This is a genomic window from Curtobacterium luteum, from assembly GCF_001475545.1.
In the GTDB taxonomy this organism is placed as follows: domain Bacteria; phylum Actinomycetota; class Actinomycetes; order Actinomycetales; family Microbacteriaceae; genus Curtobacterium; species Curtobacterium luteum_A.
In genome coordinates, this window is sequence record NZ_LDQC01000003.1 from 1 (window position 1) to 17,007 (window position 17,007).

18 protein-coding genes are annotated in these 17,007 nt (G+C 73.1%); 9 read left to right on the plus strand and 9 right to left on the minus strand.

The window, feature by feature from the left end:
• Nucleotides 1–84: 84 nt before the first annotated feature.
• Nucleotides 85–441, minus strand: coding sequence for a nuclear transport factor 2 family protein (locus NS184_RS00900; protein ID WP_058724267.1), 357 nt, complete (start codon nt 439–441; stop codon nt 85–87).
• A 65-nt stretch (nt 442–506) separates the two neighbouring features.
• Between NS184_RS00900 and NS184_RS00905 the strand changes: the two genes are divergently transcribed.
• Nucleotides 507–1,097 carry a TetR/AcrR family transcriptional regulator gene (locus NS184_RS00905; RefSeq protein ID WP_058724268.1) on the plus strand — a complete coding sequence of 197 codons (591 nt, stop codon included), beginning with the start codon at nt 507–509 and terminating at the stop codon, nt 1,095–1,097.
• Between the two features lie 88 nt (nt 1,098–1,185).
• Here the strand turns inward: NS184_RS00905 and NS184_RS00910 are convergent, their stop codons facing one another.
• A complete protein-coding gene (locus NS184_RS00910; protein WP_083513338.1) occupies nt 1,186–2,262 on the minus strand; it encodes an ABC transporter permease in 1,077 nt (358 codons plus the stop codon).
• 11 nt (nt 2,263–2,273) lie between these two features.
• Nucleotides 2,274–3,155, minus strand: coding sequence for an ABC transporter ATP-binding protein (locus tag NS184_RS00915; RefSeq protein ID WP_058724270.1), 882 nt, complete (start codon nt 3,153–3,155; stop codon nt 2,274–2,276).
• A 287-nt stretch (nt 3,156–3,442) separates the two neighbouring features.
• Between NS184_RS00915 and NS184_RS00920 the strand changes: the two genes are divergently transcribed.
• On the plus strand, nt 3,443–4,837 hold the full coding sequence (locus NS184_RS00920) for an LCP family protein (RefSeq protein WP_242862932.1): 1,395 nt from the start codon (nt 3,443–3,445) through the stop codon (nt 4,835–4,837).
• A 3-nt stretch (nt 4,838–4,840) separates the two neighbouring features.
• On the opposite strand, the gene NS184_RS00925 is transcribed toward NS184_RS00920, so the two are convergent.
• Nucleotides 4,841–5,530, minus strand: a complete 690-nt coding sequence (locus tag NS184_RS00925) for a response regulator (RefSeq protein WP_058724272.1) — start codon at nt 5,528–5,530, stop codon at nt 4,841–4,843.
• Nucleotides 5,512–6,798, minus strand: coding sequence for a sensor histidine kinase (locus NS184_RS00930; RefSeq protein ID WP_058724273.1), 1,287 nt, complete (start codon nt 6,796–6,798; stop codon nt 5,512–5,514). The genes NS184_RS00925 and NS184_RS00930 overlap by 19 nt, the downstream gene beginning before the upstream one ends.
• A gap of 69 nt (nt 6,799–6,867) precedes the next feature.
• Here NS184_RS00930 and NS184_RS00935 point away from each other — a divergent pair, with 69 nt between their 5' ends.
• Nucleotides 6,868–7,212 carry a YciI family protein gene (locus NS184_RS00935; protein WP_058724274.1) on the plus strand — a complete coding sequence of 115 codons (345 nt, stop codon included), beginning with the start codon at nt 6,868–6,870 and terminating at the stop codon, nt 7,210–7,212.
• Here NS184_RS00935 and NS184_RS00940 read toward each other — a convergent pair.
• Nucleotides 7,168–8,352, minus strand: a complete 1,185-nt coding sequence (locus NS184_RS00940) for an MFS transporter (protein WP_193750357.1) — start codon at nt 8,350–8,352, stop codon at nt 7,168–7,170. The two genes, NS184_RS00935 and NS184_RS00940, sit on opposite strands and share 45 nt — an antisense overlap.
• Nucleotides 8,353–8,375: 23 nt before the next feature.
• On the opposite strand from NS184_RS00940, the gene NS184_RS00945 reads away from it, so the two are divergent.
• Entirely contained in the window at nt 8,376–8,981 is a 606-nt protein-coding gene (locus NS184_RS00945) for a TetR/AcrR family transcriptional regulator (protein ID WP_058724276.1), read from the plus strand.
• A 41-nt stretch (nt 8,982–9,022) separates the two neighbouring features.
• On the plus strand, nt 9,023–9,913 hold the full coding sequence (locus NS184_RS00950; protein ID WP_058724277.1) for an alpha/beta hydrolase: 891 nt from the start codon (nt 9,023–9,025) through the stop codon (nt 9,911–9,913).
• A gap of 112 nt (nt 9,914–10,025) precedes the next feature.
• Here NS184_RS00950 and NS184_RS00955 read toward each other — a convergent pair whose 3' ends face one another.
• From NS184_RS00955 to NS184_RS00965, 3 genes are all read right to left on the minus strand, one after another.
• A complete protein-coding gene (locus NS184_RS00955) occupies nt 10,026–10,697 on the minus strand; it encodes a peroxiredoxin-like family protein (RefSeq protein ID WP_058724278.1) in 672 nt (223 codons plus the stop codon).
• 224 nt (nt 10,698–10,921) lie between these two features.
• On the minus strand, nt 10,922–11,152 hold the full coding sequence (locus NS184_RS00960) for a hypothetical protein (protein WP_058724279.1): 231 nt from the start codon (nt 11,150–11,152) through the stop codon (nt 10,922–10,924).
• A 10-nt stretch (nt 11,153–11,162) separates the two neighbouring features.
• Nucleotides 11,163–11,624: an ATP-dependent zinc protease family protein gene (locus NS184_RS00965; RefSeq protein WP_058724280.1), complete on the minus strand. Its 462-nt coding sequence runs from the start codon at nt 11,622–11,624 to the stop codon at nt 11,163–11,165.
• Nucleotides 11,625–11,697: 73 nt separating this feature from the next.
• On the opposite strand from NS184_RS00965, the gene rimK reads away from it, so the two are divergent.
• From rimK to NS184_RS00985, 4 genes are all read left to right on the plus strand, one after another.
• A complete protein-coding gene (gene rimK / locus NS184_RS00970) occupies nt 11,698–12,891 on the plus strand; it encodes a 30S ribosomal protein S6--L-glutamate ligase (protein WP_058724281.1) in 1,194 nt (397 codons plus the stop codon).
• Between the two features lie 56 nt (nt 12,892–12,947).
• Entirely contained in the window at nt 12,948–14,030 is a 1,083-nt protein-coding gene (locus NS184_RS00975; protein WP_193750358.1) for a 3-oxoacyl-ACP synthase III, read from the plus strand.
• A complete protein-coding gene (locus tag NS184_RS00980) occupies nt 14,027–16,795 on the plus strand; it encodes an alpha/beta fold hydrolase (protein WP_058724282.1) in 2,769 nt (922 codons plus the stop codon). Before NS184_RS00975 ends, NS184_RS00980 begins: the two co-directional genes overlap by 4 nt.
• A gap of 40 nt (nt 16,796–16,835) precedes the next feature.
• Nucleotides 16,836–17,007, plus strand: a 172-nt coding sequence (locus NS184_RS00985; protein WP_152997986.1) for an NAD-dependent epimerase/dehydratase family protein, incomplete at its 3' end; no start/stop codon positions are given.

Below are 17,007 nucleotides of genomic sequence, written 5' to 3' on the forward strand. Positions count from 1 at the left end.
TCCTTACTGTTCGGTACAGAAGTGGAACGTAGACCTGTCCGGCGCACTTGTCAAATCTGTACCGAACAGTAAGGAAGTGGGTTGTCAGGCGCTCAGGAAGAACGTCCGCACCTGCGTGATCCGACCGTCCGCGACGGTGACGACGTCGATGCCCCGGACCTCGGGTGCGCCCGCCGGGCCGAGTGCCCACGCCAGGGCGCCGGTGTCCTCGGATGCGTAGTGCGGGCCATCCGCGGCGAACACGAAGGGGTCGGGGACCTGGCCGAGGAGCTCCGCGGCCTTCGCGAGCAGTGCCTCCCGTCCGTCGTTCTCGCCCTCCGGGTCGACGAACACGACGTCGGGGGAGTAGATGCGCTCCGCGGCGGCGCGTCGGGCATCGGCGTCGCGGTTGCCGAAGACCTCGTGGAGGTTGGCGTCGAGCAGTTCGTGGACGGTGGGCATGCGGGTTCCTCTCGGTCTGACGGGGCTATTGTGGTCCGAGCGGTACAGAAAGGGAAGGTGTGCGCATGGCCACTCGTGGACGACCACGGTCCTTCGACGCGGACGCCGCCCTCGACCGTGCGGTCGACGTGTTCTGGCGGCAGGGCTACGAGGGGACGAGCCTCGACGACCTGACGGGCGCGATGGGCATCAACCGGCCGAGCCTCTACGCCGCGTTCGGCAACAAGGAGGAGACCTTCAAGAAGGCGATCGGGCGCTACGCCGAGGTCGAGATGGCCTACGTCGGGGACGCCCTCGCCGAGCCGACCGCCCGCGCCGTGGCCGAGCACTACCTCCGCAGCAACGTCGCCGCGGTGACCACCCCTGGGCGGCCTGCCGGGTGCCTGTCCATCCAGGGCGGCCTGGCCGCCGGCGAGGGCGACCAGCGCATCGTCGACTTCCTCGCCGAGAGCCGGGCCGGCGGTGAGCAGCGGTTCGTCGAGCGGTTCCGTCGTGCGGTCGAGGACGGCGATCTCCCCGACACCGAGGACCCCGTCGAACTCGCGAAGTACGTGTCGACGGTGTCGGCCGGACTGGCCGTGCAGGCGAGCGGCGGCGCACCGCGCGCCGCGCTCGCGGCGGTCGTCGAGCGCGCGCTCCGCGCCTTCCCGGCCTGAGCCGGGTACCCGCCCGACGGACCGGAGGCCCGGATCACGTGAGCGCACCTGCTCACGTGATCCGGGCCTCCCGTCCGGCATCGCGGCGTCAGCCGCGGATCGCCTCCGACAGCTTCACGCGACCGCCGGTCCGGAGCAGCGCGTTCTCGTAGATGCGCGCGCCGACGAGGATGACCACGACCACCGATGCGAGGAGCACCAGGAGCGACAGCACCGGCTCCCACCACTCGACCGAGCCGAGGAAGATCCGCATCGGCATCCCGATCGCCGCGCTGAACGGCACGTACGACATGACGCCGAGGATCGTCGGGTTCGAGTACGCGACGATGATCAGCACGTAGGGGATCATCACGAGCATCATCACCGGCGTCGTGACGCTGCCGACGTCCTCCTGCCGCGACACGAGCACCGCGGACGCGGCGAACAGCGACGCGATGAGCACGAACCCGATCGCGAAGAAGCCGACGAACCACAGCATGCTCGGGCCGAGCAGCGTGAACAGGTTGTCCTGGCCGGTCAGGGCGAGCGCGATGGTCGCCGCGATCGCCACCGCCACGATCTGCGCGAACGCCATGATGCTGTTGCCGAGCACCTTGCCCGCGAGCAGCGCACGGGCCGGGATCGCCGCCATCAGGATCTCGACGACGCGGGTCGACTTCTCCTCCACGACGCTCTGCGCGATCGACTGCCCGAACGTCACGGCCGAGGCGAAGAACACGACACCGAACGCCAGCGCGACGATGTACACCAGGCCCTCCGGCAGTGCGTCCGGGTCGAGCAGCTCCACGGTCGGGGAGACGCTGAGCGCCTGGACGACGCCGGTCGGGGCGGAGTCGAGCCCGACGACCTGGAAGCCGAGCGCGTCGTCGGACGGCACGATCGCCGCGTCGACGTCCCCGCTCCGGACGAGGCGCTCCGCCGCCGCGGTCGTCGCGGTCGGGGTGACGTCGAGGCCGTCGGACGACGGCAGGCTGACGCCCTCCGCGACCGCCACCGGCGTCCTGTCGTCGGACGTGGCGTTGCCGACGACGCCGGCGACCACGATGGACGCGACGACCATGACGACGAGGATGAGCGCCGAGACGATGAAGGCCTTGCTCCGGACGCGCGCCTGGATCTCCCGGGCGCTGACGAGCCGGACGGCGGACACGAACGACGCGGACACGGACGGACCGTTCACCGGATGACCTCCCGGAAGACCTCGCTCAGCCGGGGGACCCGGGGAGCGAACGAACCGACGGTGCCGGACGACACCGCACGCTGCAGGACGGACTGGGCGACCGCGTCCGACGCCTCGAACACGGCGTACCCGCCGTCGAACTCGCGGACTGTCACCCCCGGCTCGTCGCGGAGCCAGGCGACGTCGCCGTCGACGAGCAGCTCCCACGCCGGCGGGCCGGCCTGCCGCCGGAGGTCATCCTGCGGGCCGGACGCCCGGATCCGCCCGTCGGCGATCACGACGACGTCGTCGCACAGCCGCTCCACCACGTCGAGCTGGTGGCTCGAGAACAGCACCGGCACACCCTGGCCCGCCGCCTCGCGCAGGACGCCGAGCACGACGTCCACGGCCATCGGGTCGAGGCCCGAGAACGGCTCGTCCAGGACGAGCACCTCGGGGTCGTGTGCCAGCGCCGCGGCGACCTGCACGCGCTGCTGGTTGCCGAGCGACAGCTTCTCGACCTCGTCGTCGGCGTGCTTCCCGAGTTCGAGGCGCTCCAGCAGCTGCCCGGTCCGGTCGGCGGCCTCGCGCTTCCCGACGCCGTGCAGCCGGGCCAGGTAGGTGATCTGCTCGGCGACCCGCATCTTCGGGTACAGGCCGCGTTCCTCGGGCATGTACCCGAACCGCTTCCGGTCCGCCGGACCGATGGCGCTGCCGTCGATCGACACCGTCCCCGCGTCGGGCTCGAGCACCCCGAGCAGGATGCGCATGGTCGTGGTCTTGCCGGCGCCGTTGCCGCCGACGAAGCCGGTGAGGCGTCCGCGGCCGACGTCGAACCCGACGTCGTCCAGGACCCGGCGCTCGCCGAAGCGCTTCGTCACGCCCTCGATGGTGAGCATCGCTGGTTCCCCTTCCGTCGACGCACCTCGCCGACGTCTCGACGCTATTTGCCGGGAGGCCCGGCTCGCCTCCGGCTGTCGGCGGTACTTCCCGGGGCGGCCGCCTCCGCCGTACGGGGGAGATGCCGGGGTGTCGCGCGACGGACGGCGGGCACGTCCCAGCGATCCGACGGCGTCCGTCGGTACGATGCGGCGACCGCGCTCCTGCCCGACAGGGGTGCGCCGCCGTGCGCAAGGCGCGGCCCGCCCGTCTCCCGACCGGGCGCAGCACCGTCGAGGGGGAGCACGTGACCGAGCAGCAGGACCAGCCCGACGCCGACCGTCCGGCGCGGGCCGTGCAACACGGACGCCTCGCGCCGCGCAGCCCGATCGGGTTCGCCGCCCGCGTCGTCGCGATGGCCGCCGCGGTCGCCGTGGTCGGTGCGGGATCGGTCGCCGCGATCGCCTCCTACCAGGTCGTGAGCCAGGCCAAGCCGCCGGTGTCGCTCGCGATGCCCGGCACGACGGCGAAGGCGGCCCCAGAGCTGACCGCGCAGTCCGGCGAGGTCAACATGCTCCTCGTCGCGACCGACACCCGGGACGGCCAGGGCGCCGGCTTCGACGACCCGGTCAGTCGTCGGGCGAGCTCCGGCGTGGGCAACAACGACACCACGCTGCTCGTGCACATCTCCGCGGACCACACGAACATGGCCGTCGTCAGCTTCCCCCGCGACCTCGTCATCCCGATTCCGGCGTGCACGAACGACAGCGGATCGGTCACCCCGGCGACCGATGCGGCGATGCTCAACACGGCCCTGTCGCGCGGCGGCGAGAAGCACGGTCTGGGGTGCGTCGCGAAGACGATCTCGGACCTCACCGGGCTGCAGATCCCCTACGCCGGCATGATCACCTTCGACGGCGTCGTCTCCATGGCGAACGCGGTCGGCGGGGTCGAGGTCTGCCTCGCGACCCCGATCGTGGACACCGACGTCTCCCCGGCCCTCGACCTTCCGGCCGGGAACCAGGAGCTGTCCGGAGCCGAGGCCGCGGCCTTCCTCCGTTCCCGGCACGGTGTCGGCGACCGGAGCGACCTCGGCCGGATCAGCAACCAGCAGACGTTCATGTCCGCCCTGGCCCGGCAGACGGTGTCCGCGGGGACCCTGACGAACCCGGCGCGGGTGCTGCGGCTCGCGGAGACGGCGGCGAAGCACATGACGCTGTCGGACACCCTCGCCGACCCGACGACGCTGGCCCGCATGGCGCTGGCGGTGCAGAACGTCGGACTGTCCCAGATGGTCTTCGTCCAGTACCCGGTCGCCGACGACCCCGCGGACACGAACCGCGTGATCGTCTCCGAGGACGCGGCGGCCCAGCTCAACGCGGTGCTCAAGGCGAACGAGCCGGTCGTGCTCGGCGAGGACAGCCTCGGTCGTTCGGCGGTCAAGGACCCGAACGCGAGTGCTTCCCCGTCCACCGGAACCGGATCCGGATCCGGATCCGGATCCGGGTCCGGCTCATCAGGGTCCGGTTCGCCGTCGGGGGCCCCGTCCTCGGGCTCGGGCTCGTCGTCGGGCGGGACCTCGTCCGGTTCGGCGTCAGCCCCGGCCGGCACACCGAGCGCCCCGCGGACCTCCTCGGCGCCGCTGCCGGACAACGTCTCCGGTCAGAGCGCCGCCACGGTCACCTGCGCGAAGCGCGACTGAGCCCTACCCGGCGACGCCGTGCTCGAACGCCCAGACCACGGCCTGGATGCGGTCGCGGAGCGCCAGCTTCTGCAGCACGTTCGACACGTGCGTCTTGACGGTGGCGTCGCCGACGAACAGCTCGCGGGCGATCTCGGCGTTGCTCAGTCCCCGGGCGAGCAGCCGGAGCACCTCGGCCTCGCGCTCGGTCAGGCCGGCGTCGGCGACGGCAGCTGCGGCGGTCGCGGTGGTGTCGACCGGTGTGGCCGGGGTCTGGACCGGCGCGGCGGTGGCCCGGCTGATCACCCGGCGGGTGACGTCCGGCGCGAGCAGGGCGTCCCCGGCCGCGACCGTGCGCACGGCCTCGATCAACTGTTCGGGGGAGGCGTTCTTCAGCAGGAACCCGCTCGCGCCGGCCTCGAGCGCCTGGAAGAGCGCGTCGTCGTGGTCGAACGTGGTGAGCACGAGCACCGCGGGCGGGTCGTCGAGGGCGGCGATGCGGCGGGCGGCCTCGAGGCCGTCGACCCCGGGCATCTGCACGTCGAGGCACACGACATCGGGTCGGAGCCGCACGACCGCGTCGACCGCCTCGGCCCCGTCGGCCGCCTCGCCCACGACGCGGAAGCCCGGTTCGGACTCGAGGATGACCGTGAAGCCGGCCCGGACCAGGTCCTGGTCGTCCGCCAGCACGATGGTCAGGTCGTCGGCAGCCATGCACGCACCAGGTACCCTCCCCGGGCGCGCGGCCCGATCTCGACGGTCCCGCCGACCGCGGCGACCCGTTCCCGCATCCCGACGTGGCCCAGGCTGCTGCCGGTCGTGTCCTGTGCGCCGCCACGGCCGTCGTCGGTGACCTCGACCTCGACGGCATCCGCCAGGTAACGGAGCCGGACGTCCGTGCGGGCTCCGTTCCCGGCGTGCTTGAGGACGTTCGTCACGGCCTCCTGCGCGACCCGGAAGGCGACGGCGGCGACCGTCGGCGGTACGGGACGCTCCTCGCCGACGACGGACCAGTCAGCCGGGTGGCCAGCGGTCCGTGCCGCCTCGACGACCTCCGCGATCCGGCTGATGCCCTCGGTGCTCGGCGCGGCGCCGACGGGCGTACGGGCCGCGTCGTCGTCCGGGCCGTCGCCCGGCTCGTGCGAGCGCAGGGTGCCGAGCATCCGCCGGAGCTCCTCGACGGCGGTGCGGGCGCTGTCCTCGACCACCGACAGCGACGTCGCGGCCTGCTCCGGGTCGCGCCCGAGCACGCGGCGTGCGGCGCCGGCCTGCACACCCATCAACGCCACGTGGTGGGCGACGACGTCGTGCAGTTCGCGGGCGATCCGGACGCGTTCGAGCGTGATGGCCTGCGCGGCCGAGCGTTCGCGCTCCGCGGTGAGTTCGGCGGTCCGCAGGTCGAGCTCGTGCCGGGCGACCGCGGCGCTCCAGGCCCGGTTGCCGGCGTACCAGGCAGCCCCGAAGTACACGACGTTGATGAGGACGTTGAGGAGCGAGTACGCGATGTACGGCGGGATGACGGCGTCGCCGTCGTTCGGCAGCGAGGTCGGCACCGCCCACCCGAACACGATCGCGAGGAACAACCACGCGAACATGCCGCCGATCACCACCCAGCGCACCGCCTCGGCGCGGACCCGGTCAGAGCACCAGGCGCCGACCGTGTAGATCGCGATGAACAGCGTGAAGTTGACGACGAAGAGCTCCGGTACGTGCAGGAGCGCCGTGCCGACGAAGGCGAGCGCGACGACCACGAGGACCGACATCGGCCAGCGCCGCCGGAACGCGATCGGCACGGTGTTCGCGAGCACCATGAGCGCGGACACCCACCACGCGGCCTGGTCGTCGTCGTACGCGCCCGACGCCCCGTACAGCGTCACCGTGGTGGCCATGCCGAGCGCCAGTGAGCCTGCGAGCACGGCGTCCTGCCGCAGCTCGGTCCGGCCCACCGGCAGTCGTGACCACTCGCCCGTCGTCGCCCCCATGCGTCCACGGTACCGAACGCCGCTCTCCGGCCGGGCGTAGTCTCCGGGCCAGCTGAGCCTGGAGGCACGATGCGGTTCCTCATCAACGTCATCGACGACGGTCAGGCTGCCGCCGCCGGTCGCACCGAGTCGGCGACCGAGGCCGAGGCGGCAGCGATCGACGCCCTCAACGAGCGACTCGACGCCGATGGCTGGATCGTCCTCGCGGCCGGTGTCTCGGCCCCCTCCGACGCGACGGTCGTCGACGGCCGTGGAGCCGAGCCGAGCTTCCGACGGGGTCCGGCGGTCGACACGACGGAGTACGTCGCGGGCTTCTGGGTCCTCGACCTGCCCGACCAGCGGACTGCCGAGCAGATCGCGACCGAGGCGTCACGCGCCTGCAACCGGAAGGTCGAGCTCCGCCCGCTCCTGTGACCGACCCCACCGGCACGACCCCACGGCACCGGTGGCGGTGACCACCGCAGCGAGCAAGAACGCCACCGCCGGACCCACAGCGTCGAGCACGGTCCCCAGGCCGGCCGCCCCCACCGCCTGCCCCAGGACGAGCACGACGAACAGCACCGACGTACCCGCCGCGGCGTGCTCGGAGGCGATCTCCGTCGTCCACGCGATGAGCGCCCCGGTCGCGGCCGTGTACGCCCACCCGAAGACCACGCCGGCCGCGAGGGACACCGCGCCGGATGAGGGGACGAGCCCCTCGGCGGCGACCGCGGCCGCCGTGACGAGGGTCGTCACCAGCCACAGCGTCCGCGCTCGGAGTCCTGCCGTCCAACGGCTCGTCACCGTGACCGCAGCGCCACCGACCCCGACAGCGACCCACAGCAGCACCGAGGTCACGGTCGAAGCCCCGGCGTCGACGAGCGTCGACCGACCGAAGGTCCACACGCTCGCGGTCCCGACGCCGTAGAGCAGGGCGACGACGAGCAGCCGGACGTGCGCTCGGGACCACCGACGCCCCGGCGTCGGGCGCCCCCGACCGCTGTCGTGCTCGTCGCGACGTCCGGCACCGACGAGCACCGCCGCACCGACGAGCGCCGCCGCGACACCGGACACCGCCCACGCCGTCCGCCAGTCGGGCAGGAGCAGGAGCGCGAGCACCCCTGCGACGACCAGCCCCGGGCCGGTCCCCGCGTTCACGAACGCCTGCGCCCGGACGCGACCGGACCCGGACACCCGCTCCTCGACGAGCCGCACGAGCGCCGGTGATGCCAGACCGGCGCTCGCCGAGCCCACCACTGCCGCGACCGAGAACACCACTGCGTCGGAGCCCGCCGCCATCCCGATCGCCCCCGCGGCGGCCGTCACGGTGGCGGCGACGACGAGTGCGCGGGCGTGTGCGCGAGCGAGCACGAACCCTGCCAGCGCCCCGAGGCAGTAGCTCACGGACGCGCCGGCGGACACCCACCCGGCGGCGGCAGCGTCGAGGTCGAGGTCGCGCTGCACGTCGGGCAGGAAGAGCCCGAACGCCAGCCGGACCAACCCGTACGTCACCGCGATGAGCGCGAGTCCGGAGCCGAGGAGGACGGCACGTCGTAACGAAAACGATCGTTTCACTTCTCTGAGCCTAGGCTGCACCCATGGCGATGCGCACAGGGACACGGCGCAAGCTCCTCGACGCCGCCGAGGAACTGTTCTTCACGCACGGCATCGCCGCCACCCCGGTCGACGCCGTCCTCGACCGAGCCGGCGTCTCATCCGCCACGCTCTACCGCGAGTGGGGCAGCAAGGAGGCCCTCGTCGCCGCGGCCCTCGACCGCCGCCACGACGAGTGGACCGCCACGTGGGACCGAGCCCTCGCCGCCGCCGGCGACGACCGGGCCCGGCTCGACGCCGTGTTCGACGCACTCGACGCGTTCCGCTCGACCCCGACCGGCTCCCGCTGGTGTGCGTTCCTCGGCACCGCCGCCGAACTGGCCGACGCCCCCGAGGAGGTCCGCGCCGTGCTGTCCCGCGAGACCGACACCCTCCGGGACCGCCTCACCGCCGCCGCCGAGCCGCTCGTCGGAGCGTCCGATGCCCCCGCGCTCGCCGAGGACCTGTTGCTCGTCGTGTCCGGCGCCCTCGCGATGCGGCTCCGTGACGGGCGGGCCGGCACGGCGACCGCTCGGGCCGTCGCCGACGCCGTCGTTCACGCGCACGCCGAGCGCACGACCTCGAAGACCTCACACGGAACACCCGGCTGAACCACGCTCACGTCCGGACCGCTCGTCGGTACGCTCCGAAGGTGCAGCCGACCGCGTCCCGAGTCACCCGTCGCGCCCTGATCGCAGGCGGCGGCGCCGTGGTGGCGGCCGCGGCCGTCGCCGAGGCCGTCAACCTGCGCTGGCTCCCGGGACGCTCGTCGATGTACCGCGCGCTCGGGCTGAACGGGCAGCCCGGCAGGATCCCCGACGTCACGCCGGTCCCGACGACGTCCGGTTCGTTCGTGTCGAAGGCCCGGGACGGGCGAACGGTCGGCTGGACCATCGCCGCGCCCGAGTCGTCCGAGCCGCTGCCGATCGCGGTCGCCCTGCACGGCTACGGCGGCTCGCACCGCACCTTCTTCGGCAACGGGCTCGGGTACGACCGCTTCCTCGCGGAGCACATCGCGCACGGCGGGGCGCCGTTCGCCGTGGCCGGCGTCGACGGCGGCAACCGCTACTGGCACCGTCGGGCGGACGGGGACGACCCCGGAGCGATGGTCCTCGACGAGTTCGTCCCGATGCTCGAGCAGCACGGGTACGACACGGGGCGCCTGGCCTTCACCGGGAACTCGATGGGCGGCTACGGCGCACTCCGGTTCGGCGGACTCCTCGGGGCTTCGCGGGTCCGTGCCGTCGCAGCACTGAGCCCTGCACTGTGGACCAGCGCCGGCGACACCGCCCGTGGGGCGTTCGACGACGCCGAGGACTTCCGCGCGAACACCGTCCTCGGTCGACAGCGCGACCTCGACGGCATCCCGGTCCGGATCGACGTCGGCAACGGCGACGGCTTCGAACCCGCCGTCCGCACCTACGTCGACGGGTTCACCACGAAGCCGACGGGAGGCTTCGAACCGGGCGCGCACGATGCCGCCTTCTGGCGACGCATGGCCCCGGCACAGATCACGTTCCTCGCGCGGCACCTGCACGCCTGACCCGGGTGCCGGACGGGAGGCACGGCCCGCGTCCGCCACGCGCGACACGCGAGCAGTGCCTCCCGTCCGCCCACACGGGCCGGCCAGCCGGGGCCGCCCTGCGAGGGTGCGCTCAGCCCGTCGTGACCCGGAGGTCGTCGACCGCTGCGACGACCGTCGCCACCTCGGTGCGCGTCGTGTAGTCCACGTGGACGTCCGCGAAGCGGACGACGCCCTCGGCATCGATCACGAAGACCGACGGGAACGGGATCGCCGCCGTCGCGTCCGCGTTGCTGTCCGCGACGTCGAACCCGAGCTGCGTGTGCGCACCGCGAGCCGCGGCGCTGGGCTCGGTCACGATCCCGAACCGCCCGGCCAGGACGTTCCCGGGGTCGGTCAGCACCGGGAACGCCAGCTCGCCGTTCGCGATCGACTGTTCGGCGGCCTCCGGCGTCTGGGGCGACACGGCGACCAGCTGGACCCCGCGCTCCTGCAGCGCAGGGAGGAGCTCCTGCTGGTACGTGCGGAGCGTGATGTTGCAGTAGGGGCACCAGGCACCCCGGTAGAAGACGACGACGGTCGGTGCGGTCCCACGGGCCTCGGCGAACGAGGTGGTGTCGCCGGTCGGGGTGACGAGCGGGGCGTCCGGAGCGGCATCGCCCACGGCCACCACGCCGTCGGGGACGCCCGCGTCGCGCAGGTCTCGCTGTTCGCCGTCGAACACCGCGGAGAGCTCCGGGCCGATCTGGGCGGTGAAGCCCTCGTTGAACGTCTCCACCTGGCGGGCGATGGTCTGGTCGGTCACGGTCGGGCTCCTCGTGTCGGGTGCCGGCTGCGGCGCCGGTGGATGGAGCGTAGGCACGTTGGAACCGGCGCGGGACGGCCCGCGTCACGCAACGTCATGGTGCCGGTGCCCGCTCGTCCCGTCCTGGCGGTTCCGGTGCCCGGGGTCCGCGCACCGGGACTGCCAGGTACTGATCGGAACGGACCGTCGTCGCGTCCGCCGGAACGCGCACCTCGGGCGCCCTGTCAGGTCGCCCGGAGCGAGGACACCGCGAGTTCGGCCAGCCGGTGGTCGTTCATCTCCTCGTGTGCCGTCACCGTGACCACGGCGTCGCGGGACTGGTCCACGACGACGTACTGGCCGTACCGACCGTCGAGGCGCCATGCGTCGCCCGGGCCGTCCCAGACCGCGAGGCCGTACCGCCGGAACGGACCGTCCGTCGACACCTCGACCCAGTCCGCGCGCATCGCGTCCACCCAGGCACGGTCACGCGCGGCCTCTGTTGCGGCGTCGGATCGCCTTGGGCGCACGACCACCGAGGAACGAACGAGCGGGGTCGACGAGGAACCCCTGCCGCAGGGCCTCGCGGCCGACGAGCATGCGGAAGCCCATCTGGTCGCGGTTGCTCAGCGTGACCTCGGCGTCCACCGTCTGCTCGTGCAGCGTGATCGGCGTGAGGATGACGATGCGCTCCTGGGTGTGGCCGGTGGAACTCCGGATGGTCCGGCGGTCGTGGATGTCGCACTCGACCGTGACCGCGTCGGCGTCGGTGTCCTGCCACGGGTGCACCGAGAAGCGGACCCGGTCGCCCGGGAGTTCCTCGAGGTCGAACGCATGCAGCGCCGAGCTCCGGGCGCCGGTGTCGAGCTTGACCTTGATCCACGGCAGCGCGAGCCCTGGCAGGGCAGCCCACTCACGCCAACCTGCGATCGTCGGGGTGCGGCTCATGTGCCCATCCTGTCGCATGCTTTGATGGAGCGTCGCCGTCGATACCCCGATCACCCAGCGGAGCCCCCAACCGATGAAACTCGCCATCCTGTCGCGCGCCCCGCACGCGTACTCGACCCAGCGTCTCCGCGCCGCGGCGATCGACCGCGGGCACGACGTCAAGGTGCTGAACACGCTGCGGTTCGCGATCGACCTGACCGCCGACGAACCGGACCTGCTCTACCGCGGCAAGCTGCTCAGCGACTACGACGCCGTGCTGCCGCGCATCGGGAACTCGATCACGTACTACGGCACCGCGGTCGTGCGCCAGTTCGAGCAGATGGACGTCTACACACCGAACACGGCCACGGGCATCACGAACTCGCGCGACAAGCTCCGGGCGAACCAGATCCTGTCGCGGCACCACATCGGCATGCCGGCGACGACGTTCGTGAACAGCCGGGCCGACGTCCGTGGCGCGATCGACCGTGTCGGCGGCGCACCGGTCGTCATCAAGCTGCTCGAGGGGACGCAGGGCATCGGCGTGATCCTCGCGCCCGAGGCGAAGGTCGCCGAGTCGATCGTCGAGACGCTGCACTCCACCAAGCAGAACGTCCTCATCCAGTCCTTCGTCTCGGAGAGCCGCGGCAAGGACATCCGGGCGCTCGTCGTCGGCGACCGTGTCGTCGCCGCGATGCGCCGCAGCGCGTCCGGCGACGAGTTCCGCTCGAACGTGCACCGTGGCGGCACCGTCGAGAAGGTCACGCTGACGCCCGAGTACGAGGAGGCGGCGGTCCGTTCGGCGCAGATCATGGGGCTCCGGGTCGCCGGCGTCGACATGCTCGAGGGCAACGACGGGCCGCTGGTCATGGAGGTCAACTCGTCACCGGGGCTCGAGGGCATCGAACGCGCCACGGGCCTCGACGTCGCCGGCGCGATCATCGACTTCATCGGCAACCAGGTCGCGTTCCCCGAGATCGACGTCCGGCAGCGCCTCAGCGTGTCGACGGGCTACGGCGTCGCCGAGCTCCTCGTGCACACGAACGCCGACCTCGTGGGCAAGACGATCAAGGAGTCCGGGCTCTGGGACCGCGACATCACCGTCCTCACGCTGCACCGGGGGGCCTCGGTGATCCCGAACCCCCGCAGTGGCGTCGAACTGCAGGCGTCCGACCGGCTGCTCTGCTTCGGCAAGCTCGAGGAGATGCGTTCGATGATCCCGGACCGCCGGAAGCGTCGGAGCAAGGTCCGGAAGCTGCCGAAGGACGCCGTCACCGAGCAGTCCTAGTGCGCGTGCAGGGCACCCGGACCGCACGTCCAGCACTTGTGCGGAATGATGAGCCGGTGACCATCCTCGCTGACCGCCCCGTCGACCCGACGTCCGAAGCGGAGACAGCGCGACCCGGCAACGCCACCGCGAAGCACCGCAACGTCTCGTTGCTGTCGGTCGCGACGACCACCGCGGACCGCGTGACCACCTCCGCCGACATCGAGGAGCGCCTCCGCGGTGCCCTCCGTCGCCTCCGCCTGCCGACCGGTCTGCTCGAACGCGTGGCGGGTGTGAAGGAGCGTCGGAACTGGGGCGAGGGCCAGACCTTCCACGAGGCCGCGATCGACGCCGGCCGCCGTGCCATGGCGGAGGCGGGCGTCCAGCCGCACGACATCGGGCTGCTCATCAACACCTCGGTGACCCGTCCGCACCTCGAGCCGAGCGTCGCGGTCCGACTGCACCACGGCCTCGGGCTGCCGTCGTCGGCGATCAACTTCGACATCGCGAACGCGTGCCTCGGGTTCGTCAACGCCATGAGCGTCGCGGCGGGCATGATCGACTCCGGGCAGATCCGGTACGCGCTCATCGTGGACGGCGAGGACGCCGACCAGGTGCAGCTCAACACCATCGCCCGGCTCAACCAGGGCGGCCGGAACCGCAAGGACTTCATGAGCGAGTTCGCGAGCCTGACCCTCGGGTCCGGTGCCGCGGCGGCCGTGCTCGGCCGGACCGACGCCCACCCGACCGGCCACCGGCTGATCGGCGGCGTGACGCGGGCGGCGACCCAGTGGTACGACCTGTGCGTCGGCAGCCCGGACGGCATGTTCACCGACGCCAAGATGCTGCTCAAGGGCGGCATGGAGCTCGTGGTCGAGGCCTGGAACGAGGCCAAGGCGCACTTCGACTGGTCCGACATGGACCGTTACGTGCTGCACCAGGTCTCGGACGTGCACACCAACGCGTTCGTGAACGCGATCGGGGTCCCGCGGTCGAAGGTGCCGACGACGTACGAGCGCTTCGGCAACGTCGGCCCGGCCTCGATCCCGATCACCCTGGCGGACGAGGTCGCGAAGGGATCGATCCGCACGGGCGACCGGGTGTTCCTCGGCGGCGTCGGCTCCGGCATCAACACCGCGATGCTGGAACTGCACTGGTGAGGTCCGGCCTCCCTCGCGTCGCTGCCACCACCGCGCCGGCGACGCTCCCGCCGCCTCTGCCCGGTCTCGACCCGGCCTGGTCGCGACTGGTCACCGTGCCCGGTGGTGCGGAGGACCGGCCGGGAGGCACGGATCGCCACGAGCGCACCTGGCACCTCCTCGACACGGCCGGTTCCCTCGACGCGCTCGGCGCGCGTCCGGTGGGCACCCTGCTCTGCGTGCACGGCAACCCCACGTGGTCGTACCTCTGGCGTTCGGTCGCGCAGCGCACGCTCGACGTCGCCCGCGCCGGTGGTCCGGCGTGGCGGGTCGTCGCGGTCGACCAGCTCGACATGGGGTTCTCGGAGCGCACGGGCACGCAGCGTGCGCTCGCGCAGCGTGTGGCCGACCTCGGAGCGCTGACCGACGAGCTCGGGCTGACCGGGCCCGTCGTCACGCTCGGCCACGACTGGGGCGGGGTGGTGTCGCTCGGGTGGGCGGTCGACCACCCGGACCTCGTCGTGGGCGTCGCGACGTGCAACACCGCGGTGCACCAGCCCGCCGACGCCCCGATCCCCGCGCCGCTGCGGCTCGCGCTCGGGCCGGGGATGCTCGGCCGGGCGACCGTCCTGACGCCCGCGTTCCTCGAGACCACCCTGGCGATCGCGCACCCGGGGCTCGACCGCCCCGTCGCCGACGCCTTCCGCGTGCCCTACCGCGGCGCCGCACGACGTGGCGGCATCGGCGGGTTCGTGGCGGACATCCCCGTCGACGCCGACCACGCCTCGGCACCGGAGCTCGACCGGATCGCCGCGGGGGTCGCCGCGATCGACGTCCCCGCCCTGCTCATGTGGGGCCCGCGCGACCCGGTGTTCCTCGAGCGCTACCTCGACGACCTGCTCCGACGCCTCCCGCACGCCGACGTGCACCGCTTCGAGGGCGCCGGGCACCTGCTGCCGGAGGACGTCGACGTCGCCGGGACGGTCACCGACTGGCTGGGGGACCGCCTGCCGGAGGGGATCGTGCCCACCCGGGCCGAGCCGCCCCTCCAGTCACGGCCGTCGCCCCGCCGCCGCGGTGCGCCGGAACCGGCTGGTGGGGCCCTCCTCCCGGCCGCTGTCGAGCGTGCGACGGACGTGAGCCGCCCGCTGTGGGCCGCGCTCGAGGACCTGCGCGACGACGACGGACCCGCACTCGTCGAGATGGCGGCGCCGGGCGGGGTCCGGACCGTGAGCTGGCGACTGCTCGCACGCCGCGTGGACGAGATCGCCGCGGGCCTCGCCGTCATCGGCGTCCGCGCAGGGGACCGGGTCTCGCTGCTCGTGACGCCGGGTGCCGACCTGACCGCCGTGCTGTACGCGAGCGTGCGCATCGGTGCCGTCGTGGTGGTGGCGGACGCCGGACTCGGGATCCGTGGTCTCACGCGGGCCGTCAGGGGCGCGCGACCGGACTGGATCATCGGTGCGCTGCCGGGGCTCACCGCGTCACGTGCGCTCGGGTGGCCTGGCCGTCGCATCGCGACCCTCGCGCTCCCCGCAGCCGCACGTCGGGCCCTCGGGGTGTCGCACACGCTCGCCGAGGTCGCCCGTGTCGGCGCCGGACGACTCGCCGCGGGGGGCGCCCTGCCGGACGCACCGTCGGCGGACGCGACCGCGGCGGTGCTCTTCACCTCCGGGTCGACCGGACCGGCGAAGGGTGTCGTGTACACGCACCGGCAGCTCGCCGCCGTCCGGGACGCCCTCGCCACGCAGTACGGCGTCGGCGTCGGCACCGGACTCGTCGCGGGCTTCGCACCGTTCGCGCTCCTCGGGCCGGCACTCGGCGCGCGGTCGGTGGCACCGGACATGGACGTCACCGCACCCCGGACCCTCACGGCGACCGCGGTGGCCCGGGCCGTCGCCGCTGCGGACGCCACCGTCGTCTTCCTGTCGCCGGCCGCCATCGCGAACGTCGTGGCGACCGCGTCCCAGCTGACCGAGGCCGACCGCACGGCGCTGCGTCGTGTCGCGCTGTTCCTCTCCGCGGGAGCGCCGGTCTCCGACTCGCTCCTCGCCGCGGCGACCGAGCTGATGCCGAACGCGACGGCGCACACGCCCTACGGGATGACCGAGGGGCTGCTCATGACCGACGTGGACCTCGACGGGGTCCGAGCGGCGGGAGCGGTCGACGCGTCGGGCGTCTGCGTAGGGGTGCCCGCCGCCGGGGTCACGGTCCGGATCGCCCCGCTCGACGCCGCCGGAGCCGCGACCGGCGCACTCACCGACGCACCGGGGGTGACCGGCGAGATCGTCGTCGCCGCCCCGCACGTCCGCGACCACTACGACCGGCTCTGGCGGACCGACCGGGCCTCGCGGCTCGGTGTCAGGGACCCGCGCGGACACCGGACGGGCGACGTCGGACACCTCGACGACGCCGGACGGCTCTGGGTCGAGGGGCGGCTGCAGCACGTGGTGACGACACCGGACGGGGTGGTCACCCCGGTCGGGCCCGAGCAGCGGATCGAGCGCGTCGCCGGGGTCCGTCGGGTCGGCGTCACGGGCATCGGGCCGGCCGGCACCCAGCAGGTGGTCGCCGTCGTCGAGACCGATCCCGCGCAGCGGCGACCCGGCCTCGCGTCGCCGTCGCTGGCGTCCGCGGTGCGCGCCGCCGCCGGGGTCCCCGTGGCGGCGGTGCTCGTCGTGCCCGTGCTGCCGACCGACGTCCGGCACAACTCGAAGGTCGACCGGACCCGGCTGGGCCGGTGGGCGTCGTCCGTGCTCGCGGGTGGGCGGATGGTCCGACCGTGACCGGCGACGTCGCGCGAGGTCGTACGGAGCGGGGCCGCTCGTGAAGGTCCTGGTCACGGGTGCCAGCGGCTTCCTCGGACAGGCGACCGCGGCCGCCGTACGGGACGCCGGGAACGAGGTCCGGACGTTCCAGCGCCGTCCGTCCGGGGTGCCGGGCGTCGCCGACGTGCTCGGGACCGTCACCGACCCGGACGCCCTCGCTCGCGCCGTCG